This window comes from Pseudomonas sp. SWI7 (assembly GCF_006351945.1).
Taxonomy (GTDB): domain Bacteria; phylum Pseudomonadota; class Gammaproteobacteria; order Pseudomonadales; family Pseudomonadaceae; genus Aquipseudomonas; species Aquipseudomonas fulva.
In genome coordinates this window covers 2,117,767-2,141,286 of sequence record NZ_CP040930.1, presented here as the reverse complement: position 1 = coordinate 2,141,286, position 23,520 = coordinate 2,117,767, and the positions used below count along the sequence as shown (strand labels likewise).

Below are 23,520 nucleotides of genomic sequence, written 5' to 3'. Positions count from 1 at the left end.
CATGGCCTTCCGCGAGAACGTGGCGTTCATGGACTCCGCGCTTCTGGACGTGCTGGGCGATGAGGCCGAGATCGACGGATTAGCCGAGCCGGTGCCTGGTTTTTTCTCGGCACCATGGCTGCAGCCCAAGCTCGGCCAGATCAACACCGGCCTGCGCGAGCCTACGTTTGCCGTGCGGATCATGCACGCGAACGGTATCAAGGAAGGCATGCACCTGGCTATCAAGCTAGCGCTGGAGGATGGCGGCGGGCGGTACGTCATTGCCGCTCGCAAGCCTGACGGCACCGGTTGGATCAACCTGACCCTGCGGGAGATTCGATGAGCATTGGTTCTTTCTACAAGACCTCGGCCGACGCCGGTCTGCTGACACTGCAGCTCGATCCTAAAAGCCTTAGCGGTTATGAAGAGTTCGCCAGGCTGGCCCCCAAAGCCATCACGGCTGCTCAGCGTCGAGCCATCAACAAGACGCTGCGCTGGCTGCGCACGCATATCGCGCGTGATGTGGGCAGCCAAGAGCGTATTGCTGTCACCGCTGTGAGGCAGCGGCTCAAGGCGTACATGTCGGGTAACAACGGCCAGGGCAAGCTCTGGTTCGGTATCCGTCCGCTCGAAGCCAGCCGAGCGGGCCGCGCGCGGCAAAGCCGTACCGGGGTGTCGGTGGCATGCCGGCGCTATCAGGGCGCGTTCTTCAAGACCGTTTACGGCGGGCGGCCTGACATCTGGATACGCACGGCCAGCAAGCACTTCGATGCCAGCCTGTTTCCAGATGTCGAGGCTGCGCGCGGTGGCCATCGCTCCGGCTGGATCGCGGAAAACGGTAGTCGCTTCCCGCTGGCTAAGGCCAAGATCTCGCTGGACGACGTGCGGCCACACTTTGAGGCCTGGACTCGCAAGGCGCACGTGCGCTTGCAGGTGGTTCTGGAGCAGGAGCTGAACTTCGAGCTGCTCAAACACTTGAGGAAAACTGGCAATGGATGAGGAATCGATCCCGCTGGCCGGCGTGTATGCAGCCATAGAGCGGCACATCAGTGAAGCTATTCCGGGCCTGGCTTATGTCGGCACGATGCCAGAAGGTTTAGAGGTCGTGCCGCCGCCTGCAGTTGTGCTGGAGTTGGCCGGCTTTGAGGCGGCAGAGGATGACCCTGGTACTGGGGAAACGGCGGTTGACGCTCGATTCGAGGCGCGGGTGATCGTCCCGGCAGAAGAGGGCAGGTGCCTGCACATCGCGGCCTTCGTCGCAGCGCAACTCGCGGTGCTGCTGCGGATGCAGTCGTGGGGACTGCCGTGCGGCCTTGCCGAGTTCATCCGCGCCGAGCGTGACTGGAGCCGTCCCGAGCTGGACAGCTTTGCCGTCTGGGTCGTTGAGTGGAGCCAAGTGCTCTATCTAGGCAAGGAAGAATGGCCCTGGCCCCGAGAGCCCGGCCCGCTGGTCGTCGCGTTCGATCCAGACACCGGCCCAGGCAATGAGCATCACTACGTCGCGCCGGAGGCCTTGGTTTGACGTACGCAACCGCGCAGCATGACCGCATGTTGTCATGCATGGTGATCCCCTGCCGGGTAGTGGCCGTCGACCTGGCGGCCGCCATGGTGCGCGTTTCCGATGGCAGCGGCTGGACCAGTGCCTGGGTCCGCTGGCATGCCCTGGCTGCCGGCAAGGCTCGCCATTGGCGTGCGCCCAGTCTGAACGAGCAGGGCGCGCTAATCAGCCCGAGCGGTGAGCCCGCCCAGGGCACATTTATCCCCGGGCTCTACGGCAACGCCGGTGCCCAGCCGGACAACCGTGAGCACGTAGAGGTATGGCGTTTCGATGATGGCGGCTCGCTGGTCTACGACTGGAAGGCAAAGAGCTACACCATCACGCTTCCGAGCGGCACGGTCGCTGTAAAGGTGGCCGGCAGTGAAGTGGTGGTGACCGATAACGCTATTACAGCCAAGGCCGCAGCCATCACTCTGACCGGACCTGTGACAATCAACGGGGAGTTGAGCGTAACGGGGGACATTTTAGGCGGTGCGCGAATCATCGACACCGCTGGCAACACGCCAAATCACAAACACTAACAGCCCGCTTTAGCGGGCTTTTTCATCTCTGGAGCATCCCATGGGGACCAAGAAAGCTCCCGCTGCGCCCAGTGCGCCGGCGGCGCTGATCTATTGCGACAAAATCTACGCGCAGCGCTCGCTATTCATGCCCAACGGCCGCGAGCTGAAAGTGCAGCGCGGCCGCCTGGTTGTCCAGCCCGACGACGACGAGGCGCGCCAGTATCTGGACGCGCGGCGAGACTTCGAGGCGTTGAGCCAGGAGGGGTAACCCATGATCGGAATGGACCGCCGAACGGGTAAGCCGCTGTCGGGCCTGGCCCATTTGCGGCAGTCCATTGAGGACATTCTGACCACGCCCCTGGGCTCTAGGCGCATGCGCCCAGACTACGGGAGCACCATTCGCCGTTACGTCGACCTGCCGGTGAATGAAGGCTGGAAAAGCGCCGTACAGGCCGAAGTGGCACGCGCCCTGGGGCGATGGGAACCCCGCCTGAAGCTGGAGCGGGTCAAGGTGGTTTCAGTCGTGGGCGGGCAAATAACCCTGCAGCTGACCGGCAAGTACCTGGGCGACGACGCGGTACTGGAGATAAGTGCATGACCATTGACTTAACGGCGCTGCCGGCGCCGGCAGTGCTTGAGGCGCTGGACTTCGAGGAAACGTATCAAGCCGAGCTGGCGACCTACCGCCAGTTGATGGAGGACGACGGGCAAGAGTGGTCCGCGCCGCTGGAAAGCGACCCGGTCACCAAGCTGATCGAGCTTGGCAGCTATCGGCGCTTGCTTAACCGGGCGCGGGTCAACGATGCCAGCAAGGCGCTGCTGCTGGCCTACGCCAAAGGCACGGACCTTGACCAGCTGGCGGCAAACGTCAACCTCAAACGTCTGGTCATCCAGGCCGAGGATTTAGCCGCGGTGCCGCCGGTGCCGGCGGTGATGGAGGAAGACGACGCGCTTCGCGAGCGCGTGCAGTTGGTGTATGAGGGCCTGACTACGGCCGGGCCACGTAACAGCTACATTTTGCACGCCCGTAACGCCTCGGGCCTGGTGGCCGATGCGACAGCCGAAAGCCCGTCGCCGGCGGTGGTGGTTGTCACCGTGCTGTCGCTGGAAGGTAACGGCGCGGCCCCCGCCGATCTGCTCGCAACCGTTGCAGCGCAGCTCAATGACGACGACGTGCGGCCGGTGGCAGATCGAGTCACGGTGCAAAGCGCGCAGATACTGCCGTACAAGGTCGAGGCCAAGGTCTACATGGTCAGCAATGGCCCTGAGAATGAGGCGATCTTGGCGACGTGCCGCGAGCGCCTGCAGGCTTGGATTAACCCCCGGCGCCGCCTGGGGGTTGAGGTGGCCAGGTCTGGGGTTGACGCCCAGTTGCACATCAACGGGGTTTCACGGGTTGAACTGACCGCCTGGACGGATATCAAGCCCACCAAGGCGCAGGCAGCGTGGTGTACAGGTATCAACGTACTGCGGGGTACGTGATGATCAGCCTACTCCCCAACAACGCTACGCCGCTTGAGCGGGCCGTGGAGGGCGCCGGGACCGAAACCACGGCCATTACGCTGCGCACGCTGTACAACCCGGACACGTGCCCAGCGCACCTGCTGTACCAGCTGGCATGGGCCTGGTCTGTCGACCGCTGGGACGATGGGTGGTCGGAAGCGGTTAAACGCTCGGTCATCAAGTCCTCGTTTTACATCCACAAGCACAAGGGGACCATCGGCGCGCTGCGCCGCGTGGTGGAGCCGTTCGGCTACCTGATTGAGGTGGTCGAGTGGTGGAACATGGCCCCGGCGGGCGTGCCAGGCACCTTCGCGCTCAAGGTCGGGGTATCTGATTCGGGTATCAGCGATGACACCTACCGGGAGTTGTCGGCGCTGCTCGATGACGCCCGGCCCGTGAGCCGGCACATGGTCGGCCTGGAAATCAGCCTTGAAACCAATGGCCGGTTCTACCTCGGTGCAAGCCTTAGCGAAGGCGACATTCTTAGCGTTTACCCGCCCATGCAGCGTGACATTGAAGTCATCGGCGTGATTGGGCGCGGGGGTCGCGAAACCACAATTGACACTCTGGAAATCGGATATGGCGGATAAGAACACGCAGTTCTACGCGATCCTGACGAACGTTGGCGCGGCCAAGCAGGCCAACGCCGACGCGCTGGGCATCCCGTGGAAAATCACGCAAATGGGGGTTGGTGATGCCAATGGCGCCGAGCCCACCCCGAACGCAACGCAAAAGTCACTGATCAACGAGTGGCGCCGTGCACCGCTGAATCAGTTGAAGGTCGACGACAACGACCCGTCAATCATCGTGGCCGAGCAAGTCATACCGGCCGACATTGGCGGTAAGTGGATTCGGGAAATCGGTCTGTACGACGAGGCCGGCGACCTGGTAGCTGTGGCCAACTGCGCGCCGACCTACAAGCCGTTACTGTCACAGGGCTCGGGACGCACGCAGATCCTGCGCATGAGCCTGGTGGTGAGCAGTGCGGCAAATGTGCAACTCAAGATCGACCCGAGTGTTGTGCTGGCTACCCGTGAATGGGTCACCGAGGAGCTGAGCCGTCAGGACTTCAAGCACTCGGTGCTTGCAGCTACCACCGGGAACATTACCCTGAGCGGCCAGCAAACAATCGACGGTGTAGCGCTGCCGGTCGGCGCTCGAGTGCTGGTCAAAGACCAGAACGCCGCAAAGGACAATGGTTTGTATGTGGTTGCGTCGGGGGCGTGGGCTCGCAGTGCTGATGCCAACACTAGCGCCAAGGTGACACCAAATCTTCTGGTCTTGGTTGAGCGCGGCACGGCCAACGGCGACAGCGCATGGCAGCTGGTTACTGATCCGACGATCAGCCTCGGCGTGACGGCCCTTGGGTTTGAAATGGCCTTCGGGCGAACCGGTATCGTCCCTGGGACGTATCGCAGCGTGCAAGTGGACAAGTATGGCCGAGTGGTCGCCGGCACAAGTCCAACCACGGTTGCTGGCTATGGCTTGACTGACGTTTACACCAAGACGCAGGTTGATAACGCGCTGGACAAGAAAGCCGACTTGGAATCGCCCAAGTTCACAGGTCTGCCCGAGGCGCCTACGGCCGAGGTGGGGACCAGTTCCAGCCAAATCGCGACCATGCGCGCCCTTATCCAAGGGCTGTCAGCGTTCGGCTTGACGACTGACAAGACTTCACGTCCGGCGGATTTGGATACGCTGCGCGGCACGCGGTTTTTTGGATTCACGCACTGGACGGTCGGCGCGCCTGTCGAGGCGGGGCCATATGACGCTGTCGGGTTTCAGATTGAGTCCTTTGGCCAGCGTACCCAGTTCGCTGTTTCTGGTGGTGCCAAGCTGCAGATCCGCACCGACGATAGTGAGGACTACAGCGGGTTTGATGCCTGGACCGAACTGTCATCAGTCAATGCTCTGAATGCCCTGGCCGCTACGCTGACAGCGCAACTTGAGCTTAAGGCGCCTTTGGCCAGCCCGGACTTGACCGGAAAACCAACCGCGCCGACCCCGGCCAAGGGCAACAAGTCTAAGCTCATTGCCAACACCGAATACGTGCAGACAGAAATCGCCGCATTGGTGGACTCGTCGCCTGGTTCGCTGGACACCCTGAGAGAGCTGGCGGCAGCGTTGGGAAACGACCCAAATTTTGCCACCACGATCGTTAACGAGCTGGCCAAAAAAGCCAACTTGGCATCACCCAAGTTCACCGGTACGCCCGAGGCGCCAACCGCGCCAGTTGGCACGAATACCGACCAGCTGGCAACCATGAAGGCTTTGCTGCAAGCGCTGGCGTCGTTTGGACTGGCATCCGGTCGGTCAACGTTCGTCGATGACCTGAACTCCTTGCGGGGCACTTGTTTTTTCGGCTTCGGTGAAAAGTCTATTGGTTCGGTTGAGTTTGGGGGCGGCTATGACGCTGTCGGATTCCAGATTGAGTCGATAGGGCAGCGCACGCAGTTTGCGGTGCCTGGCGGACCAAGACTATTCGTGCGGACCGACGACAGTAGCGACGCCAGCGGCTTTGAGCCATGGACTGAAATGGCCTCTCTAACCGCCCTGAATCTGTTGGCCGATATCGTGGCAGGCAAAGCCCCTATTGCTTCGCCAAAGTTCACCGGCGTCCCGGAAGTGCCGAAAGCCGCCAGAGGCACAAACAACGGTCAGGCAGCTAGCACGGCATTTGTTCAAGAGGTCGCCGGTGACCTGGTGGACTCTGCGCCTAGTGTGCTGAACACCTTGAAGAAGTTGGCCGCTGCGATTGGCAATGATGCGAGTTTCAGCAGCACTATTACCAGTCTTCTCGCTCTTAAGGCACCGTTGGCAGGTCCGGCATTTACCGGCAATGTCACGGTGCCGACTGCCGCTAAGGGCAACAAGTCCAAGCTCGCCGCAAGTACCGAATACGTGCAAGGCGAAATTGCCGCATTGGTCGATTCGTCGCCAAGCGCGCTGGATACCTTGAAAGAGCTGGCAGCGGCGCTTGGTAATGACCCGAACTTTGCCACAACCATGCTCAACGAGCTGGCCAAGAAAGCTACCATTGCTTCGCCCAAGTTTACGGGCACACCGGAGGCCCCTACGGCGCCCGTGGGCACCAATACTGACCAGCTCGCCACGACAAAGGGGCTTTTGCAGGCACTGGCAGCTTTTGGGCTGACCTCTGGTCGCTCTGCAAACGTTTCGGACCTGGACAACCTCCGGGGCACGTCGTTCTTCGGTTACAGCAACGTTAGCGTAGGCGCTGAGGATACGGGCGGGGGCTATGACGCGGTCGGCTTCCAGATCGAGGCGCTTGGGCAGCGCACCCAGTTTGGCATCACCACTGCGTCGAAGGTGGCCGTCAGAACCGACGACAGCAACGACTACAGCGGTTTCTCGCCATGGCTTGAATTGGCCACGGTGGAAGCGCTCAAAGCTCTGGAAGCCCAAAGCGTAGGTATGTCGGCCCACTTTGCGATGGCCACGCCGCCCCCTGGATGGTTAAAGCGCAACGGTGCGGCAGTATCGCGCACCACCTATGCGGCGCTGTTTGCCAAGATCGGCACGACCTGGGGCGCTGGTGATGGCTCGACTACGTTCAACCTGCCTGATGGTCGAGGCAGCTTTGACCGTGGTTGGGACGATGGGCGCAACTTGGACAAGGGGCGCGCGTTTGGCTCCGAGCAAGAGTCAGCCAACCTTAGCCACTACCACCCGGCGGCGGTTTCCACCGACGGCGCGCATACGCACTCAACCAGTTTCGTTCGAGAGCGTATTACATCGGGTTATGTGCCGGAAGGCGGCAACGCAGTGTTCGGTGACCAAGAGAGTGATGGTTATCAAACGCTTACCACGACCTCTAACGGCGCTCACAAACACTCGGTAGTCATCGGTTCATCCGGTGAGAGTGAATCGCGCCCTCACAACGGCGCCTATCTGGCGTGCATCAAGTATTGAAGGATTAAACCGTGGAAGACCAATTCCCCAGCACAAGCGTCGCGGAAGCCCCTTGGTGGCAGTTACCGGGTGTGATGGCTCCGATCATCTGCAACCTCGCGCCTGGTACCGGCGAATTTCTATCGAGCAGCCCCGCCGATCCAAGTCCGCTGGAGCCCGATGTGTGGCTGTATCCGGCTCATAGCTGCCAACTCGAACCGCCAGTGGTGCCCGAGGGCTTCGCCGCTGTTGCCGTGGAGGACGGCAAGGCCTGGCAAATTGTGGCCGACCATCGTGGCGCCACGGTCTATAGCACCGAGACGGGCGAGCCCCGCCAGTGGCAGGCCTTGGGCAATCTGCCCGAGGGTTACACGCTGCAGGCGCCGGAATCGGAGTTCGACACCTGGCAGGGTGACAAGTGGGCGCCCGATGAAGGGGCTATTGCTGAGGCGGCGCGTCAAGCGGCCTACCTCAAGCAGCAGCTGGCCAACCAGTACGCCACGGCGCGCATCAGCACGCTGCAGGATGCCGTATCCATGGACATGGCCACCGAGGCCGAGGCCGAAGCGCTCAAGGCGTGGAAGGTCTACCGCGTTGAGCTGAACCGCCTGGATATCACCACCACAGCGCCGGCCGATGACGATTGGCCAGGCAGTCCCAACGACGAAGCGCTGGCCGTGTGGCTGGCTTCGCAAACCCACTAAGCGCCCCGCACTGACGGGGCGTTTTCTTTTCCGCTGTACCTCAAAGCCCCGCACGCGGGGCTTTCTCATATCTGGAGAATGGATTTATGAGTGGTTTTTTCCACGGCGTTACCGTAACGAACGTCGATACCGGCGCCCGCAGCATTGCCCTGCCGTCGTCCTCGATCATCGGCCTGGTCGACACCTTCACCCCAGGGCCTGGCGCGGTCGCTACCCCGACCGCCAAGGAAAACGACCTGGTGCTGATCACCAGCGAGCGCGAAGCGGTAGCCGCGTTCGGCGCTGATGCGGCCATTACCAAGGCCTGCCGTGCGATCTACCAGCGCGCCAAAGCCGTCATTGTCGCCTGCGGCGTGACCAAGCTGAGCGACCCTGCCGAGCAAACATCGGCCATCATCGGCGGCGAGCTGGCCAACGGCAGCCGTACTGGCCTGCAGGCGCTGCGCGACGGTAAAAGCCGGTTCAACGCCCAGCCCCGTCTGTTGGTAGCGCCCAAGCACAGTGCTACCCAAGCGGTAGGAACGGCGCTGGTAGGGCTGGCTGACAAGTTGCGCGGGCTGGCCATCATCGACGGCCCAGGCACAACCGACGAGGCAGCCATTGCCTACGCGGCCAGCTTCGGCTCGAAACGCGCATTCATGGTCGACCCCGGTGTGCAGTATTGGGATACCAACGAAAGCGCCACGGTCGATGCGCCTGGCTCGGCCTGGGTGGCCGGTCTGTTCGCCTGGACCGACAGCGAATACGGCTTCTGGGCCTCGCCGTCGAACAAGGAGTTGGTAGGCATCACCGGCACGACCCGTCCTATCGAGTTCCTCGACGGCGACGAAACCTGCCGGGCCAACCTGCTCAACAACGCCAATATCGCGACCATCATTCGCGACGATGGTTACCGCCTGTGGGGTAACCGCACCTTGTCGAGCGATCCGAAATGGGCGTTTGTCACCCGCGTGCGAACGCTCGATATCGTCATGGACGCTATCCAGGCAGGGCACAAATGGGCGGTAGACCGCTCGATCACGGCCACCTACGTCAAGGACGTAACCGAGGGCCTGCAGAACTTCATGCGCGACCTGAAAGCCCAGGGCGCAATCATCGATTTTGAAGTGTACGCCGACCCTGAGCTGAACACGGCCAGCCAGCTGGGGCAGGGCAAGGTGTATTGGAACATCCGCTTTACCGATGTGCCGCCCGCCGAAAACCCCAATTTCCGCGTTGAAGTCACTGACCAGTGGCTGACCGAAGTCCTCGACACCGCCGCTTAAGGAGCAACACCACCATGGCAATGATTCCCGAAACCCTGGCCAACCTGAACTTGTTCGTGGACGGCATCAGCTTCCAGGGCGATGTACCCAGTCTGACCCTGCCGAAACTCACGCTCAAGATGGAAGAACACCGCCCCGGCGGCATGGATATGCCCGTTGAGCTGGACATGGGCATGGAGAAACAAGAAGCCAGCTTCACCACCACCGGCGTGCGCCGTGAGGCGTTGAACCACTTCGGCCTGGCCGATGGCACCGCGTTCAACGGCACGTTCCGTGGCGCCTTCAAGGGCCTGAAAGGCGCCATCAAGCCGGTTGCCGTCACCCTGCGGGGCTCACTGAAAGAAATCGACATGGGCGACTGGAAGGCCGGCGACAAGGCCGAAATCAAGCACGCCGTGGCGCTGACCTTCTACAAGCTCGAAGTAGACGGCCGTGTCGTATACGAAATCGACGCGCTTGGCATGCGCCGCGTTATCAACGGCGTTGACCAGCTGGCTGCCCAGCGCCAGGCCCTAGGCCTGTAATTCCCCTCACGAACTCAAGGAAACCGAACAATGACCAAGCCACTGCCGAAATACCTGACCCTGACCGACGCCGGTATCACCGTGCGCCTGAGCCGTCCCACGGACATGAACGGGGTGCAAATTGACTCTATCCACCTGCGTGCGCCGACTGTGCGTGACGTGCGTTCGGCGTCGACCACGGCCGCCGGCGATGAGGAGCAAGCCGAACTGAACCTGTTCGCCAGCCTCGCGGAGGTCGGCGCCAAGGACTTGGAAGGCCTGGCACTCAAGGATTACACCCGCTTGCAGGCTGGTTACTTTCGCTTGGTGCAAGACGACGAGGTTTGACCCAAAGGTGCAAAAGGGGCTGGCCAAGCGGCTGGCCACTGAGTTGGGTTTTTCGTCCGGTGAAATCATGACCATGCCATGGTCCGACATGGTCTGGTGGCTCACGGACTGAGCCGCTAAGGGGGTTACCGATGGCAAGCAAACTGGCGTTATCGCTGGTGATTGGCGGCGCGGTGGCGTCGTCAGTCGGTGCAGCTTTCCGCACGGTCGAAAGCGGCATCGACAAGCTCAAGAAAAAGGGCGACAAGGCCAAGGTGCTGCAAAGCACCATTGGCGAAACCATGAAGCTGCAGGCCGAGTGGAAGCGGGCGCACGAAACCGGCGCGGCCAGTGCTGACAAGCTGCTGCGCAAGCTCAATGGCAACCTTGATGCCCTGCGCAAGCAAGGCGTGGAGGTTGGCCGCCTGGGCCGGGAGTATCAACGCCTGGGCCGGGACGCCAGAGCCGCCGACCTGCTGGTTAAAGGGCGCGAGCAAATCGCCGCCGGCCGGGCTTCACTCAAGTCCACCGTAGGGGCTGCTGCAGTGGGCATCGGTCTGACCGCTGTGCCCACCAAGATCAGTGCGGACTATCAAGCGATCATCCGTGACATTGCGATCAAGGCAGACGCGGCCAACCAGCCCGAAGAAGTGCAGCTAAGCCGTAATGTCATTCAAACCTCGAATGACACCGGCATGGCCCGCAATGACGTGGCCGACCTGATCAACCAGCTGGTCGGCGCCGGCATGGAGCTGGACAAGGCCATGGCCTTCTCCAAGACGGCGGCCAAGTTCGCGGTAGGGCAGGGTGCATCGGGCGTCGACACGGCGAGCATGATCATGGCGCTGCAGCAAAACGCCAAGATCACCGACCCCAAGGTGATGCAGCAGGCCCTTGAGGCTATCGCCTATCAGGGCCAGGCAGGGAGCTTCGAAGCCAGCGACATGGCCAAGTGGTTCCCGCAGCTGCTGGCGGGCATGGAAAAGAACGGCATTACCGGGCTTGATGCTGTGTCGTCGCTGGGCTCGATGCTGCAAGTGCAGATGAAGACTGCAGGCAGTTCGGACGAGGCGGCCAACAACTTCAAGAACTGGATGGAGAGGATCGGCGCCGGCGACGTGGTCAAGGCGTACAAAGACGCCGGGATTGATTATCAGGCCTCGCTCAATACCGGCCTGCAGAAGGGCATGAACGTCATTGAGGCGTCCATGGGCCTGGCCATGCAGTATGTGGAGGCGACCGACCCGGCCAAGGCCAAAAAGATCAAGGATGCTCAAGCCAAGATCGACAAGCAGGTCGACCCGGAAAAGGCCAAGGCAGCGCTTGAGGCTCTGGAAAAGACCCTGCGCACCGGCGACCTGTTTGCCGATATGCAGGTGAAAGCGGCGCTGACTGCCTACGGTCAGAACCGAGGGCTATACAACGAGCTGAAAGCCGATTCCATGAAGGCAACCGGCATCCTCGACAAGAACCTGGCCGAGCGGCGCGAAACGTCGGCACAGCGCTGGTCTGAGCTGGTGCAGTCCACTGATGACGCCATGCGCAGCATCGGTGATGCCATCCGGCCGGCGACCGATGCGTTCGCTACCGGTGCGACAACCGTTGCCCGCTGGGTCACCAAGTTGTCGGACGATGTACCCCAGTTGGCCATGGGCCTGGCAGGCCTGGCCACGGCTGTAGGGGCGGTCATTGCAGCGCGCAGTGCGGCCAAGGTAGGCCGGGGCGTGTTCAACGTCGCACGCGGCCGCGCCTGGGGATATCGTCGTGCAAGCAAAATCCCAGGCGCGCCGGAGCAAGCGGCAGCGCCAAGGACCGGTAAGCGGGTGGTCGACGCAGGTTTAGGTGCGCTGGGCAAGGTGCTTGGAGTGCCCGCCAGTAATGACCCTGCGCAGGGGGCCGGCAACGAGCCTATGCGCGTATTTGTGGTCAATGCTGATGCCTTTGGCGGGTTGAGCCCTTCCGGGCCTAATTCAGGCCCTGGAGGCGCTACACGGGGGCGTCGGGTGCGTCGCCGGCGCCGGACAGTTGCGCCGGCACCTGTACGCTCGCCGCTGGGCGTGCATCGGCCGGTGCCAGCTGCAGTTAAGGCGCCAGTACGGCTAACCCCCATCGTGCCCCCGCCGGCGGCCATCAAACCACCGGCCGCTGCGCCAACGGTGCCCGCACCACGGCCGCCTGTTGCTACGCCATCGCCCGTTGCGCCCAAGGTATCCGCCCCGCCGGCGCCGATGGTCCAGCGCTTTGCGCCGGCGCTCCCCGCTGCAGGCGTCTCTAAGCTGGTCGCCGCCCCGGCGGTGCCTGAACTGAGTCGTCTGGGACGGATGGTGCGCAGTGTGCGTGGCGTCACCAAGGTGGCAGGCAAGTTGCCTGGTGGCCAGGTCGCAGATGCTATTCCCGGCGTGCTCGATACGGCGCTGAACGCCCGGACCCGCGACGAGAAAGCCGAGGGTTATGGCGGTGTGGCGGGGGGCATGGCTGGGGCGTGGGCGGGCGGCATCGCTGGTGCCGCTATCGGGTCAGTTGTGCCTGTGATTGGCACCGCCGTTGGCGGTGCTATCGGCATGGCCCTGGGCGGCCTGGGTGGCGAGTCCCTGGGCGGATGGTTGGGCAAAACCTGGTTCGGTGATGACAAGGACAAGCCCCAGCAGGAGCAGGAGCCAGTCAACGACCAAGCCGCGCCAGCGCCCCAGGCGCCGGCAGTAGCCACGCCGGTGTTGGCAATGCCCGCGCCGGTGGTCGAAGCGCCCAAGCCTTTGCCGCCTGTGCTATCGCCGCCGGTAGTGGTCACCTCCGTGCCGGCGCCGAAAGCGCCTGACCCGGTGCCGGCCGCGCCGGCGCCTGTGGCAAGCCCGCCGGCGCCGGTCAAACTGGCGCATGAGCCAGTGGCCAGGCCGCCAGCGCCTGTTGTCCAGGGCATGGCACCGCCGGCGGCACCGGTGTCAGTTCAACCGCCTGTCGTTACAGTAACGGCACCTGGCGCGAAAGCGTCTGCGCCTACGCCTGCTGTGAAGATCGAGGCGGGCCCCGCACCGGCTTCAGCACCTGCAGTGCCGAGCAAGCCCAAAGTGCTCGAGCGCTTCCGACCTGAGCCTGCACGCGGTCTACGCCGTAATGCCGCCCAGCGAGCCGAGTCGATGGGCGATGTGGTGCGCTCGCTGGTTGAGGTGGCGGCGCCTGTTGCTGCAGCACCAGCATCACCGCCGCCCAAGCCTGCAGAGCAGGCCAGGTCGGAGCCGCCCAAGGTTGAACAGACCTTTTCAATTGCGCTGAGTATGCCGGTCACTATCGAGGGGGATGTGAAAGACCCCTATCAGACGGTGGCCGCCATGGAAACGCCGTTGCGTGGCCTGTTTGAGCGCCTGCAGCGCGAGTTTGCAGGCAAACGCTTTAGCGCCCAGCTGTACGACGAGGCGCACGTCTAAGGAAACGCGATGGCTTATATGGAACTGATGAAATCAACGCTATCGTCGTTGGTGGCGGCCGGTGAGGCCGGCCGTACCAGTGTCGACGGCATGTTAGGGCCGCTCAACGGCGCCGTCAGTGACATGACCGGTGCCGCGTCCGAGCTGGATAGTTTGCCGATCGTCGGCCCTGCAGTCGGTGCTAAGCTGCAACGAACCCTGCGAGCCATCAACGCTGCCCAGTCCACGGTGGGCTCGGTGGCGTCGAAATACAGCCAGGTCACAAGCGCCGCGACCCAGGTGCGCGAGCGCTTGGGTACGCTGAGTGAGCAGGCCGGCAAAGCGGGCTCGGCCATCAACCGCATGGCCGGTAAGGTCAGTCCGTCGCTAACGGGCATATTGCCGACCAGCACGTTTGGCGCCAGTGCCGCGCCGGCAGCGGCCGCCGTGACCCCGTTCCCGCATCTGCTGATACTGCAGCCGCTCAAGGCAGGCTCGCAGCCCTATTACTTCAACCTCGACACGGCCGCGTTCGACGAGCTGCAGCGGCGTACTGCGTTCCGCTGGGCTGGCCAAGAACGACTGTCCCGCGATATCGCCCAGCAAGGGGTGGGGCAGGGTGAGGATACGCTGACGATCAAGGGGGCTGTGTTCCCGTTGTTCAAGGGCGGCATTAACCAGCTGGACGCGCTGCGCACGATTGGCCGGCAGATGATGCCGGTCAGCTTGACCACCGGCTATGGCGCAGTGCTGGGCAACTGGTGCTTGCGTAAGGTCGATGAAGATCAATCGTCCTTGCTCGCCGGGGGTATCCCGCGCAAGCAAGGCTTTACCTTGGAGTTCATCAAATATGGCGATGACCTGCAGAACGTCTGACGGTGACGTGTTGGACACGCTTTGCCAGGCCTATTACGGGCATTTGAATGGCACCGTTGAAGCAGTCATGGAGGCTAATCAAGGCCTTGCCGAGCAGCGGCAACCCTTCCAGGCAGGGCTGTTGATCATGTTCCCTGATATGCCCGCGATCACGCCTGATGCGGAGCACATCACCTTGTGGGATTAGATCCCGGATCCTCCAGCCAACCCCGCCACGTGCGGGGTTTTTCATTTTCGGAGTGCACATGAAACCTTCGTTTCGAATAGTCGCTGACGGCCGGGACATCACCGCGCTGATCAACGACCGCTTGCTGCTGCTTCGCACCTTGGACAAACCCGGTATGGACTCAGACGAGTTCGAACTGCGTGTTGACGACCGCGACCAGGCCGTCACGCTGCCTAAGCGGGGCGCCAACATTGAGGCATTCATGGGGTACGAAGGCCAGGTGCTGGCCCGCCTCGGTAGCTACCGGGTGGACCAGGTCGAAGTAACTGGCCCGCCTGACACCATTACCCTGCGCGGCAAGGCCAGCGACATGCGCGGCAGCGGCAAAACTACCCGGAGCGGCAGCTGGGAGAACGTGCCGCTCGCGCAGATCGTCAGTGACTTAGCTGCGCGCAACGGGTGGAAACCTGGCTGCACCGTGCAGACCAAGGTGACCCGCGTCGACCAGCGCAACGAGTCCGATTTCAACTTCATCACCCGCCTGGCCAGGCAGTACGACTGCACGGCCAAGGTGGGCGACGGGCAGCTGCTGGTCATGCCGCGCCAAGGTGGCAGCACCCCCGGTGGCAAGGTCTTTGGTGCGGTCACCATCCAGCGCAGTGATGTGAACCGCTACAGCTTCCGCCTAGGCGACCGCACCACGCAGAAGGCCGTGAAGACGCAGCATCAAGACAAGAAAACCGGCGCGCTCAAGGTCGTGGAGCTGGGCAACGACGAAGCGCCCGAAGGCCTGCCCGCCGTGCACACCGACCGCCATATCTACCCGGACAAGGGCGCTGCCGAGCAGGCGGCCAAGGCCCGCTTGGCGGCGTTCAACCGCAGCACCGCTGGCGTGCGCCTGGAAATGCTCGGACGCACCGACCTCTTTGCAGAACGCTCGATCAACGCCCAGGGCTTCAAAAGCGGGCTCGACGGCGAGTACCTGGTGGACAGCGTGGAGCAGGTGTTCATGCCCTCGGGCTGGTCGACCACGGTTGAGTGCAACGGCGGCAAGAAGGGCAAGGCGAAAGCCAAGGGCAAGAAAAAGAAGCAGACCAAACCACTACGCACCGTGGACGTGTCTGCGGCGTAACCCATCACTCTGGAGACAAGCGATGCCAATCAGCGAGAAGCAGTTGTTACAGATCCTCCCGAACGCCGGCCGCAAAGCCGGCGTTTTTGTTCCCGGCCTCAACGCCACCATGGGCAAATACGCCATCGTAACGCGACTGCGCATGGCTGCGTTCCTGGCTCAGATCGGCCATGAGTCGGGCCAGCTGCAGTACGTGCGCGAACTGGGCAATGACAAGTACCTGTCGAAGTACGACACCGGCCGCCTGGCTCAGCGGCTTGGTAACACGCCTGAGCCGGATGGGGATGGCCAGCTCTATCGCGGCCGAGGGCTGATTCAGTTGACGGGGCGCTCCAACTATGAAGCCTGCAGCGAAGCCCTATTCGGGGATAGCCGGCTGCTGAATACGCCAGAGCTGCTCGAGCATCCGGTGTACGCATCCATGTCGGCAGGCTGGTTCTGGCAGAAGGAGGGCTTGAACAGCCTGGCCGACAAGGGTGACCTCCTGGCCATCACCAAGCGCATCAATGGCGGGACCAATGGCCTGGAGGATCGAAAGGCCATCTACGCTCGAGCGCTTGAGGTGCTGCAGTGAGCGGGTGGGTCTCCCGCCTATTGGCTGTCGCGGCGCTGCTGCTCGCCTGTGCGGTTGGCGCCCGAGCAGCTTGGGTTTGGCAGGCTAACGCATACAACGCGCAGCTCGCTGACCAGGCCGACGACTACGGCAAGCAGCTAGCAGAGAAAGATCGTATCAACAGCCTGGGGCGGGAGAGGGCGGCAGCCACCGCGCTCGGTCAACTGGCTGAACAACAGCAAGCCCGCAGCGCCCTTGAAGTCCGTCTGCGGTCCCAGGCACAAAACCACTGGCAGGAGATGCAAGATGCTCAACAAACTCAAGCTCGCCTGCGTGACCGGCTTGCTACCACTGATATGCGGCTGTCAGTCCTTGTCGACTCAGGAGCCGTTGCCCGCTCGGGTTGTGACGGTGGGGTGCGAGAAACCGCCGGCACCGGAGGCGTGGTACCTGGCGCCGTACGCGCCCAACTTGACCCAGCGCATGCTCAACGAATTATCGCCATCACCGATGAAGGCGACCGAGGACTGATCGCCTTGCAGGCCTGCCAGGCCTACGTTCGCGAAATCACCAAGCAGTAAAAGAGGCGAGCCGGGAAGGATGCGTCAACATCCAGCCCGGCCCACCGAACCCGCAGACCCTTCCTGCAAGTCCAGCCGTGGCCCCTGCCTTGTGCACAAAGCGCGGCGAGCCTATCACCTGTTTATCTATACAGTAAAGACTTGCATACCTATGACCTCTCCAATCATCCCCTGGATGGGTGGCAAACGCCGCCTGGCCGACCGCTTGATCCCTCTCTTTCCCCCTCATGAATGCTATGTCGAAGTCTTCGCCGGCGGCGCCGCGTTGTTCTTCATGCGTCCCCAGCCCGCCCCCGTGGAAGTGCTGAACGATGTGAACGGTGACCTAGTTACCCTCTACCGCGTGGTGCAGAACCACTTGGAGGAATTTGTGCGCCAGTTCAAATGGGCGCTCAGTTCCCGCCAGATCTTCGAGTGGCAAAAGATGACGCGCCCTGAAACCCTTACCGATATTCAGCGAGCCGCCCGGTTCTTCTATCTCCAGCAGCATGCCTTCGGCGGCAAGGTCACCGGGCAAACGTTCGGTACCGCCACCACTGGGCCCGCCATTAACCTGCTGCGTATTGAGGAAAACCTTTCCGCCGCCTGGCAGCGTCTCGCCGGTACCTATGTTGAAAACCTACCTTGGCTCGGCTGTGCCGAACGCTACGATAGAGCCCACACTTTTTTCTACATGGATCCCCCCTACTGGCAGACAGCCGGATATGGCAAGGACTTCGCCTTCGAGGAGTACGAGCGCATGGCCGACTTCATGCGCCGATGTAAGGGCAGAGTAATGGTCAGCATCAATGACCACCCGGACATCCGGCGTGCCTTCGATGGCTTCCACTTCGAGTGCCTGGATATCCGCTATTGCAACACGAACCAGCGCCAAGGTAGGGCGGAGGTGACCGGTGAGCTGGTGATCATGAACTGGCAGCCCGCAGGCCTTGAGCGGCTGCTCTGATACAGGGAGGGGTGTCTACCCACTACGAGGGCAAGGACTGGGAGGTATGCTTGAAATGTCCGGCTGCACAGTGGCAAAGTGCTCCTCTAACGCATGTCGCGAATCGGATCCTACCCCGTCGCTTTTGAGCAGCTAGCAATAGCTACCTCCTAGTAAGGATATTTCCGTTTACGTCGATGCCGACCCTTAACTCCCAAAGCGACATTAGGGGCATCTCGAACAACCGCACATTTAATAGCGGATGAGGAGCGCAACCAGCAAGCGCCCGCAGTCCAATTTTGGCCAGTGAGCTAGCCTTCGTGCCTTTCGATAGCAACCGGCGGTCGGGTTAGGGCAAATTTAGGGCGTTTGTCGGGCCGTTTACGGCCGAAACAAACCTATGCAGGATGAGCGAGCGCCTCGTTTTGTTAGCCGAGTGCGGACTAGAGAGTTATTCGGGCGGGTTCAAATTCTTATCCTCCAATGAGTCTTCAGTTGGCTGCGGACGCACATTCCGACTATATTAGCTTGTGCGATGGCTGTATGACGTTATCGGCGAGCTGTTCAGTCTGTATACAGGATAGCCTCGATGAGGTTTGAAAACACACGTGTTTTGAAAGGAATAAAATGAGCCATGAGTGTATTGGGTGATATTTTTAACAAAATAGCTGTGTCGGAAGATGAAAAGATTGCCCGGGAAAAAACATGGCATTCGTTCAAGCTATTTCTTGGTCTTTGTGTTTGTGCTTTAGGTTTAGTGACGGGGGCTGCAACAATTCAGTATCCCGGCTGGTTGACATCGCAGCTAGATAATCCGACAGGCCCGTTATTAATTTTGATAGGCTTATTAAGCTATTTTTGGGTGCTCTACAATATGGCTTTCAGAAGAAATTTAAAGCGTCTGAAAGTGACTGAAGATGTTTATGTGAGCCCGGCTAAAACAATAGCTGACGAGATAGCAGCTTTTAATAAGGTGACAGATGCTAGCGCTAGAGGAGAGTTGCAGGCTATTCCCCACTTGGATACTCCATTTGAAGATTACGTAGGGAAAGTTGTTTACGCACTTGATGCGCGCATCAATCTTTCCGAAAATAAAGCCAAAGAGCTATTAAGTAGCGGTAAGGCTTATCTTTTTTGGGGAATTGCTTGTTACGCGATAGCGATCGTGCTGTGGCAAATTGCTGAGCATGTTTGGGGTTATAGCCATTTCCTTCTTTTGGGTATGATCTCAACCTCGGTAACGTTTTTTGTTGTTGAGTTTCTCGCGGCCTGGTTTCTGAAGCAGTATAGAAGCTATGTTGATTCCTCAATAGTGTATTTAAGTGTTCGATCTGCATTTAACAGGTATCTGTTGATGTACTATACCGTTAATCAGTTCAGTGGTAATCCTGAGTCGTTAAAGGTGCTGGTGGATATGCTTGGTGAGGAAATCAAGTGGCCCACCCACAAGGATATATCGAGTAATGATTTTAACTACATGATGGAGTCCATGGGGACGGTGGTCAACTTGGTTGATAAGTTGAAAAATGGTGCCCGAGGCCAGGGGAAGGCTAGCGGTGAGTAGAGAGTGGTTGAAGCTTTTGTGCGTTTGAGGTTTGGTGGTTTATCAACATATTCCGCTTGTAGGAACTAATCGATGAATTTGAGAGATTGCACAAAGAACCAGCATTTTGTCTCTCAGTACGAGCAAAGGCTAAACGCCATTAATCCAGATGCGCCAAAGAAAAAACAGCGAATTTATGAGTATGGTGTAATTGATCGAGAATCCTATAGTGTCCAACTAAATTCTGCTAAGGGTAAGTTGATTCAAAATGCACTGAGTCTCCATGACTTGTTTAGCTTCGATATTTTGGGTGATGGTGGGGAGCGTTACAATTTCGAGCTGCTGTTTAATCAGTACGAGGCTCAGGCTGATGGTATTACCAAGTTGCTGCGCGCCAAAATAATGCAGCATGGTTGTGATGTAAGAGGGGAGTTGATTGGTTTTTTTAGATGTAAATTCCTAAATTTTATTCGCAACCCTTATTCGCTCAGAAAGATGCTAAATAGCTTTCCGAATTTAGCTCTCTATAAGCCAACAAATTCCGTCCATTTGGAAAATTTCGAGCGCGTGCTTAATGGCCGAAGACCGCATCAGCGTTATTTGTGTGAACTGCTTGGAATCTCGGATGCAGAATACTGCGAATGGCTCTCAGCCATATTTTTATTGCTGACCCCATTAGGTCGGCAAGGAAAATGTTTTTTTGATGAGCTTGTCGATCAATTTTTTGAAAGTTCTGACTATTACAGGATAATATTTGTTTATACCTATACGAATCACCAATGCCTGTTGTCTGATCGGGGTTTCTCTATACCCGCCATTTCTGATGATTTGATGGCATTCGACTTTAATTTTTTTTCTAATGGCTTTATAAGGTACGCGTTTCAGAGCCTAAGCTCAACCATTGCAGGCGCGACGTCTGCTCGGGCAGTGGAGCAGATTAAGTCTGGATTGTGTACTGAGGCTCATCATTATGTTGATAATCTTGAAGTGCTGAAACACTATAATAGGCAGGTTATTTATCAATGCCATGGAGCAGTGTTCAGTTCTAGCACTAAATGGTACAACGGTTGATTTGGGTTCTAGCTAATTTACCCGTTCTAGATAAGTCGAAATCAATGCCGAAAGTCCAGGCGCCAGTTGCCAATGAGGCCGGAATGCAGAAATTTATTTTTGGCCTTTGTGTCCTAAGATTGGTAAAAATTGGCACAAGAGCTTTCGGCGAACTCTGAAGGTAGGGCAAAACAATCGCCTCCAGGAAGAATTATCCCGATCCATCGTCGCTTGGGCGCAGGCGCGCTGGCTCGGCTCCATCCTGGGCTTGCTCAGAATGCCTTGGTGTGGGGCAAAAATGGGGCAAGCCGAGCGCCATTCTATGCCCATCTACGCCTTTGACGTGAATTCAAACCGCCGCTAAAAAGCGCTAGGGCCCTGAATATGAGGGGTTTGGGCGGCTTCTCTCTGGATACTCAAGCACAATTGGGGTGTGATCACGAGGTCTCTGGGTAAGCAGAGTTAAATGCCCATTCGCTTCCTGATCGTTGTAGCCAATCCGGTGAACTCTGCGGCGGCCTCTTTGATCTGAGCGTTGTAGCCAGAATTCACATGTCCGCGCAGATCGCCGATAGCGAGCCCGTACTCCTGAGCTTGCGGTGCGAGACTATGGAAGTCCTTGATCGACGCCAATTTGCTGCCGGGGAATGGAGCGAGTAAAGGGTCGATTGCGCGAAGCGCGTCCACCACTCGGCTTTTCACGCGAGGGGCAATTTTGCCTTCCCAGTACTCGTGTGGTTTGGTCGAGGTTCTGCCGGAGGAAACTTTGTAGGCGGAGGTTGCATAGCCCAGATAAACGGGGTGCCCGTGGAGCAGCTGTTGCCTGTCCGCGTCGTTCGCAAGGCCGCGCACGGTTTTCCAGTCATTGATCCAACGGCTAACCGCTCTGCCTACCGTTGTAAGTGCTCGGAGCGAGAAGAGATCGGCAGCGACTGGTGTGCAAAAGTAGTCTGAGTCGAGTAGCACGGCTCTGTTCAGCGGGCCGACGTTCGGGCCAATATCATAAATCACCACGTCAGCTTGGTAGTGCTCCCCCATCCCTCTGGCTGCTTTGGATAACGCGCACATCACATCATAATCGCGAGATTTTCTAGCGAACGACCCCGTCCAGGCGGCTGGAAGCTCCTCTTCGTAGTCTGCGAGCAAAACATCTCCGGGGCACAGCCACAGATTTTTTCTGACGCTGATCGCATCAACATGCTTAATCGCGCCCTTACCGTCGACGACTGGCTTGATTGCAGACCAGATGGTGCTGCCTGCATCCTCGTCGTCGGATTCACCCAGCAGTTCATCAAGGTCCTTCTCTCTTAGGTAAAAAGCTGTCAGGTTGCATTGAGGGTCTGCATCGATCATCAGAACTCTCAAGCCTTGATCCGCCAATGCTTCAGCGACGTTGATGGTGAGGGTCGTCTTTCCGACTCCGCCTTTGTGGTTAAAGAAGGTCAGCGTTATCACGATGCAGCTCCCTGCAGGAATGATGTCTGGAGGCTATCACTAGTCACATGGCTGGTATAGGCGACATCGGCGTGGCATCGGCCGAGAAATTAAATCACTGGCATATGCAGACCCGATGCCTGATTCAGGAGCGAGTGGTACAAAAATGGTACTGTCGCTGATGGCGTGGTCTGTACGCCTTTGATTGGAAGGCTTTTAGGAAAAGTGGCCCCAATCCATCATGGGGGCAACAGAAAACCGTCTCACTACCGTATCCATGGGGCTGGCCGCGTTTTCTGGCGTTTCGGGGGGCATTCGGAAATCTCTCGGTTACTACTGATGTAGAGCGCTTTTTGCTGACCGGTCACCGCCATCGTCCTCAGAGAGGAGGTCTATTAGCCGTGTCTTGTGCTCAGTCCACGATCAAGCGCAAAAGCGAGAATTCTATCAGGTCTGCTGATCAAGAAGTTCCCGTTGACTACACCTCTCGGCCGTTAAACCTCTTGATCTGTTACGCCCGTCTCCCTCTTGCCAAGCCGCGATGACCTCGACTGAACGCCGTCCCCCCAGCCAGCTCTGACTCTAAACACCCCACAAGCTCAACAAGGTCAAGCGATGACGATCACCATCAACAGCTACACCACGGTCAAAAGACGCGAGCGCGTCCCACACGCCATCTTCGCCCACTACTGGCGCGACGTGCACGGGCCGTTGTGCTCCCGGTTGCCAGGCCTGGGCTTGTACATCCAGCATCACTTCTCGCGTAATCAGGACGCACACCTCTGGCCATTGGCCGAGGGTGTGGCAGAGATCGCAGACTACGAACTTGATGGCGGTGTGGAGATCGGCTTCAAGTCCGCCGACCAGCAGGAGCGCTTCAAGCAAGCCAGCCCTCTGCTGTTCTCGGACGAGCAGAACATGTTCGAGGAAACGCTGGCGTACGACCTGCCGCACGGATCAATGAGGGTGGTGAATCGACTGGCAGACGAGCGCCTCAATGGGCTCGATCATGCCGATCGGATTCACGTGCACATGAGTCCACGACAAAGCCTTGAAGATCTGCAAGCGTATGTGCGCGACAAACTCGCGCCGACGCTGGCGCAGGATGCATCGGTATTGAAAGTGCAACTGCACCTGTGCGCCCCTTTCCAGAACGATGGGAGCCATCCACCGGCGCCAGACGTGGCACACACGGCCACGCCGGCGCGCGCCGAACTGGTGATCATGGAAGTCGCCTTCGGAAACCCTGTGGCACGGCGCCGGTTTTTCGAGGGGCAGGCGTTCAAGAAGACGCTGGCGGATCAGGCGCGGCATATCGGAAGTTTGAAGGCGTTTGCGGTAAGTGGTGTGTACAGCTATGTGGTCGATGGAGAAATGACCACGGCCGGGCTGCGTGGTAGCCGGGCGGCGGAGTTGATCGAGTATCTCGGCGCGATCAATCAACTGGAACCTGAAGTAGAGGCGGTGTTCAAGCGCGTCGATGCAACGGGTTAAGCTGCCCCGGCCTACAACACGCGCGGGGCATGCTCGCGGTGGATGCGCGGCTCGGCTCTACCGTCGACAGCAAGAGCAGGTTGTCGCTCAGGTGCCTGTTAGTGGTTCAGT

General features: G+C 59.6%; 24 protein-coding genes and 1 pseudogene. 24 read left to right on the top strand and 1 reads right to left on the bottom strand.

All coding sequences use genetic code 11. The features are described 5' to 3' along the window. Position 1 precedes the first annotated feature (1 nt). From FH041_RS09810 to FH041_RS09705, 23 genes and pseudogenes are all read left to right on the top strand, one after another. A complete protein-coding gene (locus tag FH041_RS09810; RefSeq protein ID WP_140174500.1) occupies positions 2 to 322 on the top strand; it encodes a hypothetical protein in 321 nt (106 codons plus the stop codon). Further along, positions 319 to 978: a hypothetical protein gene (locus FH041_RS09805; RefSeq protein ID WP_140174498.1), complete on the top strand. Its 660-nt coding sequence runs from the start codon at positions 319 to 321 to the stop codon at positions 976 to 978. Before FH041_RS09810 ends, FH041_RS09805 begins: the two co-directional genes overlap by 4 nt. Next, complete coding sequence (locus tag FH041_RS09800) at positions 971 to 1,501, top strand: hypothetical protein (protein ID WP_140174496.1); 531 nt, start codon at positions 971 to 973, stop codon at positions 1,499 to 1,501. Before FH041_RS09805 ends, FH041_RS09800 begins: the two co-directional genes overlap by 8 nt. Then, complete coding sequence (locus tag FH041_RS09795) at positions 1,498 to 2,058, top strand: phage baseplate assembly protein V (RefSeq protein WP_140174494.1); 561 nt, start codon at positions 1,498 to 1,500, stop codon at positions 2,056 to 2,058. The genes FH041_RS09800 and FH041_RS09795 overlap by 4 nt, the downstream gene beginning before the upstream one ends. A 40-nt stretch (positions 2,059 to 2,098) precedes the next feature. After that, positions 2,099 to 2,308 (top strand): hypothetical protein, encoded by a 210-nt coding sequence (locus FH041_RS09790; RefSeq protein WP_140174492.1) that lies wholly within the window; start codon positions 2,099 to 2,101, stop codon positions 2,306 to 2,308. A 3-nt stretch (positions 2,309 to 2,311) separates the two neighbouring features. Continuing rightward, positions 2,312 to 2,638, top strand: a complete 327-nt coding sequence (locus FH041_RS09785; protein ID WP_140174490.1) for a GPW/gp25 family protein — start codon at positions 2,312 to 2,314, stop codon at positions 2,636 to 2,638. Continuing rightward, entirely contained in the window at positions 2,635 to 3,522 is an 888-nt protein-coding gene (locus FH041_RS09780) for a baseplate J/gp47 family protein (protein ID WP_140174488.1), read from the top strand. Before FH041_RS09785 ends, FH041_RS09780 begins: the two co-directional genes overlap by 4 nt. Then, on the top strand, positions 3,522 to 4,133 hold the full coding sequence (locus FH041_RS09775) for a phage tail protein I (RefSeq protein ID WP_140174486.1): 612 nt from the start codon (positions 3,522 to 3,524) through the stop codon (positions 4,131 to 4,133). The genes FH041_RS09780 and FH041_RS09775 overlap by 1 nt, the downstream gene beginning before the upstream one ends. Continuing rightward, positions 4,123 to 4,917: pseudogene (locus FH041_RS23230) on the top strand (phage tail protein); the annotation flags it as partial. The gene FH041_RS09775 and the pseudogene FH041_RS23230, both read left to right, overlap by 11 nt. Beyond that, the gene (locus FH041_RS23120) at positions 4,918 to 7,476 is read left to right on the top strand and encodes a phage tail protein (RefSeq protein WP_373682147.1); all 2,559 of its coding nucleotides are present in this window, start codon (positions 4,918 to 4,920) and stop codon (positions 7,474 to 7,476) included. 11 nt (positions 7,477 to 7,487) lie between these two features. Then, a complete protein-coding gene (locus FH041_RS09765) occupies positions 7,488 to 8,159 on the top strand; it encodes a tail fiber assembly protein (protein WP_257225426.1) in 672 nt (223 codons plus the stop codon). An 86-nt stretch (positions 8,160 to 8,245) separates the two neighbouring features. Beyond that, positions 8,246 to 9,424: a phage tail sheath family protein gene (locus FH041_RS09760; protein ID WP_140174484.1), complete on the top strand. Its 1,179-nt coding sequence runs from the start codon at positions 8,246 to 8,248 to the stop codon at positions 9,422 to 9,424. A gap of 14 nt (positions 9,425 to 9,438) precedes the next feature. Continuing rightward, positions 9,439 to 9,948 carry a phage major tail tube protein gene (locus FH041_RS09755; RefSeq protein ID WP_033736936.1) on the top strand — a complete coding sequence of 170 codons (510 nt, stop codon included), beginning with the start codon at positions 9,439 to 9,441 and terminating at the stop codon, positions 9,946 to 9,948. 30 nt (positions 9,949 to 9,978) lie between these two features. Beyond that, on the top strand, positions 9,979 to 10,275 hold the full coding sequence (locus FH041_RS09750; RefSeq protein WP_140174482.1) for a phage tail assembly protein: 297 nt from the start codon (positions 9,979 to 9,981) through the stop codon (positions 10,273 to 10,275). Positions 10,276 to 10,406: 131 nt separating this feature from the next. After that, complete coding sequence (locus FH041_RS09745) at positions 10,407 to 13,676, top strand: phage tail tape measure protein (RefSeq protein ID WP_140174480.1); 3,270 nt, start codon at positions 10,407 to 10,409, stop codon at positions 13,674 to 13,676. 9 nt (positions 13,677 to 13,685) lie between these two features. After that, complete coding sequence (locus tag FH041_RS09740; RefSeq protein WP_140174478.1) at positions 13,686 to 14,531, top strand: phage tail protein; 846 nt, start codon at positions 13,686 to 13,688, stop codon at positions 14,529 to 14,531. After that, positions 14,506 to 14,718 (top strand): tail protein X, encoded by a 213-nt coding sequence (locus FH041_RS09735; protein ID WP_140174477.1) that lies wholly within the window; start codon positions 14,506 to 14,508, stop codon positions 14,716 to 14,718. Before FH041_RS09740 ends, FH041_RS09735 begins: the two co-directional genes overlap by 26 nt. A gap of 58 nt (positions 14,719 to 14,776) precedes the next feature. Beyond that, complete coding sequence (locus FH041_RS09730) at positions 14,777 to 15,829, top strand: phage late control D family protein (protein ID WP_140174475.1); 1,053 nt, start codon at positions 14,777 to 14,779, stop codon at positions 15,827 to 15,829. 22 nt (positions 15,830 to 15,851) lie between these two features. Continuing rightward, the gene (locus FH041_RS09725) at positions 15,852 to 16,403 is read left to right on the top strand and encodes a glycoside hydrolase family 19 protein (RefSeq protein ID WP_140174473.1); all 552 of its coding nucleotides are present in this window, start codon (positions 15,852 to 15,854) and stop codon (positions 16,401 to 16,403) included. Beyond that, positions 16,400 to 16,963 (top strand): lysis protein, encoded by a 564-nt coding sequence (locus FH041_RS22995; protein ID WP_140174471.1) that lies wholly within the window; start codon positions 16,400 to 16,402, stop codon positions 16,961 to 16,963. The genes FH041_RS09725 and FH041_RS22995 overlap by 4 nt, the downstream gene beginning before the upstream one ends. Positions 16,964 to 17,114: 151 nt before the next feature. Next, positions 17,115 to 17,909, top strand: a complete 795-nt coding sequence (locus tag FH041_RS09715) for a DNA adenine methylase (RefSeq protein WP_140174469.1) — start codon at positions 17,115 to 17,117, stop codon at positions 17,907 to 17,909. A 613-nt stretch (positions 17,910 to 18,522) separates the two neighbouring features. Continuing rightward, positions 18,523 to 19,452: a hypothetical protein gene (locus FH041_RS09710; protein ID WP_140174467.1), complete on the top strand. Its 930-nt coding sequence runs from the start codon at positions 18,523 to 18,525 to the stop codon at positions 19,450 to 19,452. 72 nt (positions 19,453 to 19,524) lie between these two features. Further along, complete coding sequence (locus FH041_RS09705) at positions 19,525 to 20,502, top strand: hypothetical protein (protein ID WP_140174465.1); 978 nt, start codon at positions 19,525 to 19,527, stop codon at positions 20,500 to 20,502. Between the two features lie 441 nt (positions 20,503 to 20,943). Here the strand turns inward: FH041_RS09705 and FH041_RS09700 are convergent, their stop codons facing one another. Further along, positions 20,944 to 21,936, bottom strand: coding sequence for a ParA family protein (locus FH041_RS09700; protein ID WP_168199532.1), 993 nt, complete (start codon positions 21,934 to 21,936; stop codon positions 20,944 to 20,946). 594 nt (positions 21,937 to 22,530) lie between these two features. Here FH041_RS09700 and FH041_RS09695 point away from each other — a divergent pair. Further along, a complete protein-coding gene (locus FH041_RS09695) occupies positions 22,531 to 23,409 on the top strand; it encodes a hypothetical protein (protein WP_111475693.1) in 879 nt (292 codons plus the stop codon). The last annotated feature ends 111 nt before the right edge of the window (positions 23,410 to 23,520 follow it).

Excerpts from the sequence above, each read along its gene's own strand:
- FH041_RS09810 (WP_140174500.1), top strand. The coding sequence starts at position 2 with ATGGCCTTCCGCGAGAACGTGGCGTTCATGGACTCCGCGCTTCTGGAC.
- FH041_RS09805 (WP_140174498.1), top strand. The coding sequence starts at position 319 with ATGAGCATTGGTTCTTTCTACAAGACCTCGGCCGACGCCGGTCTGCTG.
- FH041_RS09800 (WP_140174496.1), top strand. The coding sequence starts at position 971 with ATGGATGAGGAATCGATCCCGCTGGCCGGCGTGTATGCAGCCATAGAG.
- FH041_RS09790 (WP_140174492.1), top strand. The coding sequence starts at position 2,099 with ATGGGGACCAAGAAAGCTCCCGCTGCGCCCAGTGCGCCGGCGGCGCTG.
- FH041_RS09785 (WP_140174490.1), top strand. The coding sequence starts at position 2,312 with ATGATCGGAATGGACCGCCGAACGGGTAAGCCGCTGTCGGGCCTGGCC.
- FH041_RS09780 (WP_140174488.1), top strand. The coding sequence starts at position 2,635 with ATGACCATTGACTTAACGGCGCTGCCGGCGCCGGCAGTGCTTGAGGCG.
- FH041_RS09775 (WP_140174486.1), top strand. The coding sequence starts at position 3,522 with ATGATCAGCCTACTCCCCAACAACGCTACGCCGCTTGAGCGGGCCGTG.
- FH041_RS23120 (WP_373682147.1), top strand. The coding sequence starts at position 4,918 with ATGGCCTTCGGGCGAACCGGTATCGTCCCTGGGACGTATCGCAGCGTG.
- FH041_RS09760 (WP_140174484.1), top strand. The coding sequence starts at position 8,246 with ATGAGTGGTTTTTTCCACGGCGTTACCGTAACGAACGTCGATACCGGC.
- FH041_RS09755 (WP_033736936.1), top strand. The coding sequence starts at position 9,439 with ATGGCAATGATTCCCGAAACCCTGGCCAACCTGAACTTGTTCGTGGAC.
- FH041_RS09750 (WP_140174482.1), top strand. The coding sequence starts at position 9,979 with ATGACCAAGCCACTGCCGAAATACCTGACCCTGACCGACGCCGGTATC.
- FH041_RS09745 (WP_140174480.1), top strand. The coding sequence starts at position 10,407 with ATGGCAAGCAAACTGGCGTTATCGCTGGTGATTGGCGGCGCGGTGGCG.
- FH041_RS09740 (WP_140174478.1), top strand. The coding sequence starts at position 13,686 with ATGGCTTATATGGAACTGATGAAATCAACGCTATCGTCGTTGGTGGCG.
- FH041_RS09735 (WP_140174477.1), top strand. The coding sequence starts at position 14,506 with ATGGCGATGACCTGCAGAACGTCTGACGGTGACGTGTTGGACACGCTT.
- FH041_RS09730 (WP_140174475.1), top strand. The coding sequence starts at position 14,777 with ATGAAACCTTCGTTTCGAATAGTCGCTGACGGCCGGGACATCACCGCG.
- FH041_RS09725 (WP_140174473.1), top strand. The coding sequence starts at position 15,852 with ATGCCAATCAGCGAGAAGCAGTTGTTACAGATCCTCCCGAACGCCGGC.
- FH041_RS09715 (WP_140174469.1), top strand. The coding sequence starts at position 17,115 with ATGACCTCTCCAATCATCCCCTGGATGGGTGGCAAACGCCGCCTGGCC.
- FH041_RS09710 (WP_140174467.1), top strand. The coding sequence starts at position 18,523 with ATGAGTGTATTGGGTGATATTTTTAACAAAATAGCTGTGTCGGAAGAT.
- FH041_RS09705 (WP_140174465.1), top strand. The coding sequence starts at position 19,525 with ATGAATTTGAGAGATTGCACAAAGAACCAGCATTTTGTCTCTCAGTAC.
- FH041_RS09695 (WP_111475693.1), top strand. The coding sequence starts at position 22,531 with ATGACGATCACCATCAACAGCTACACCACGGTCAAAAGACGCGAGCGC.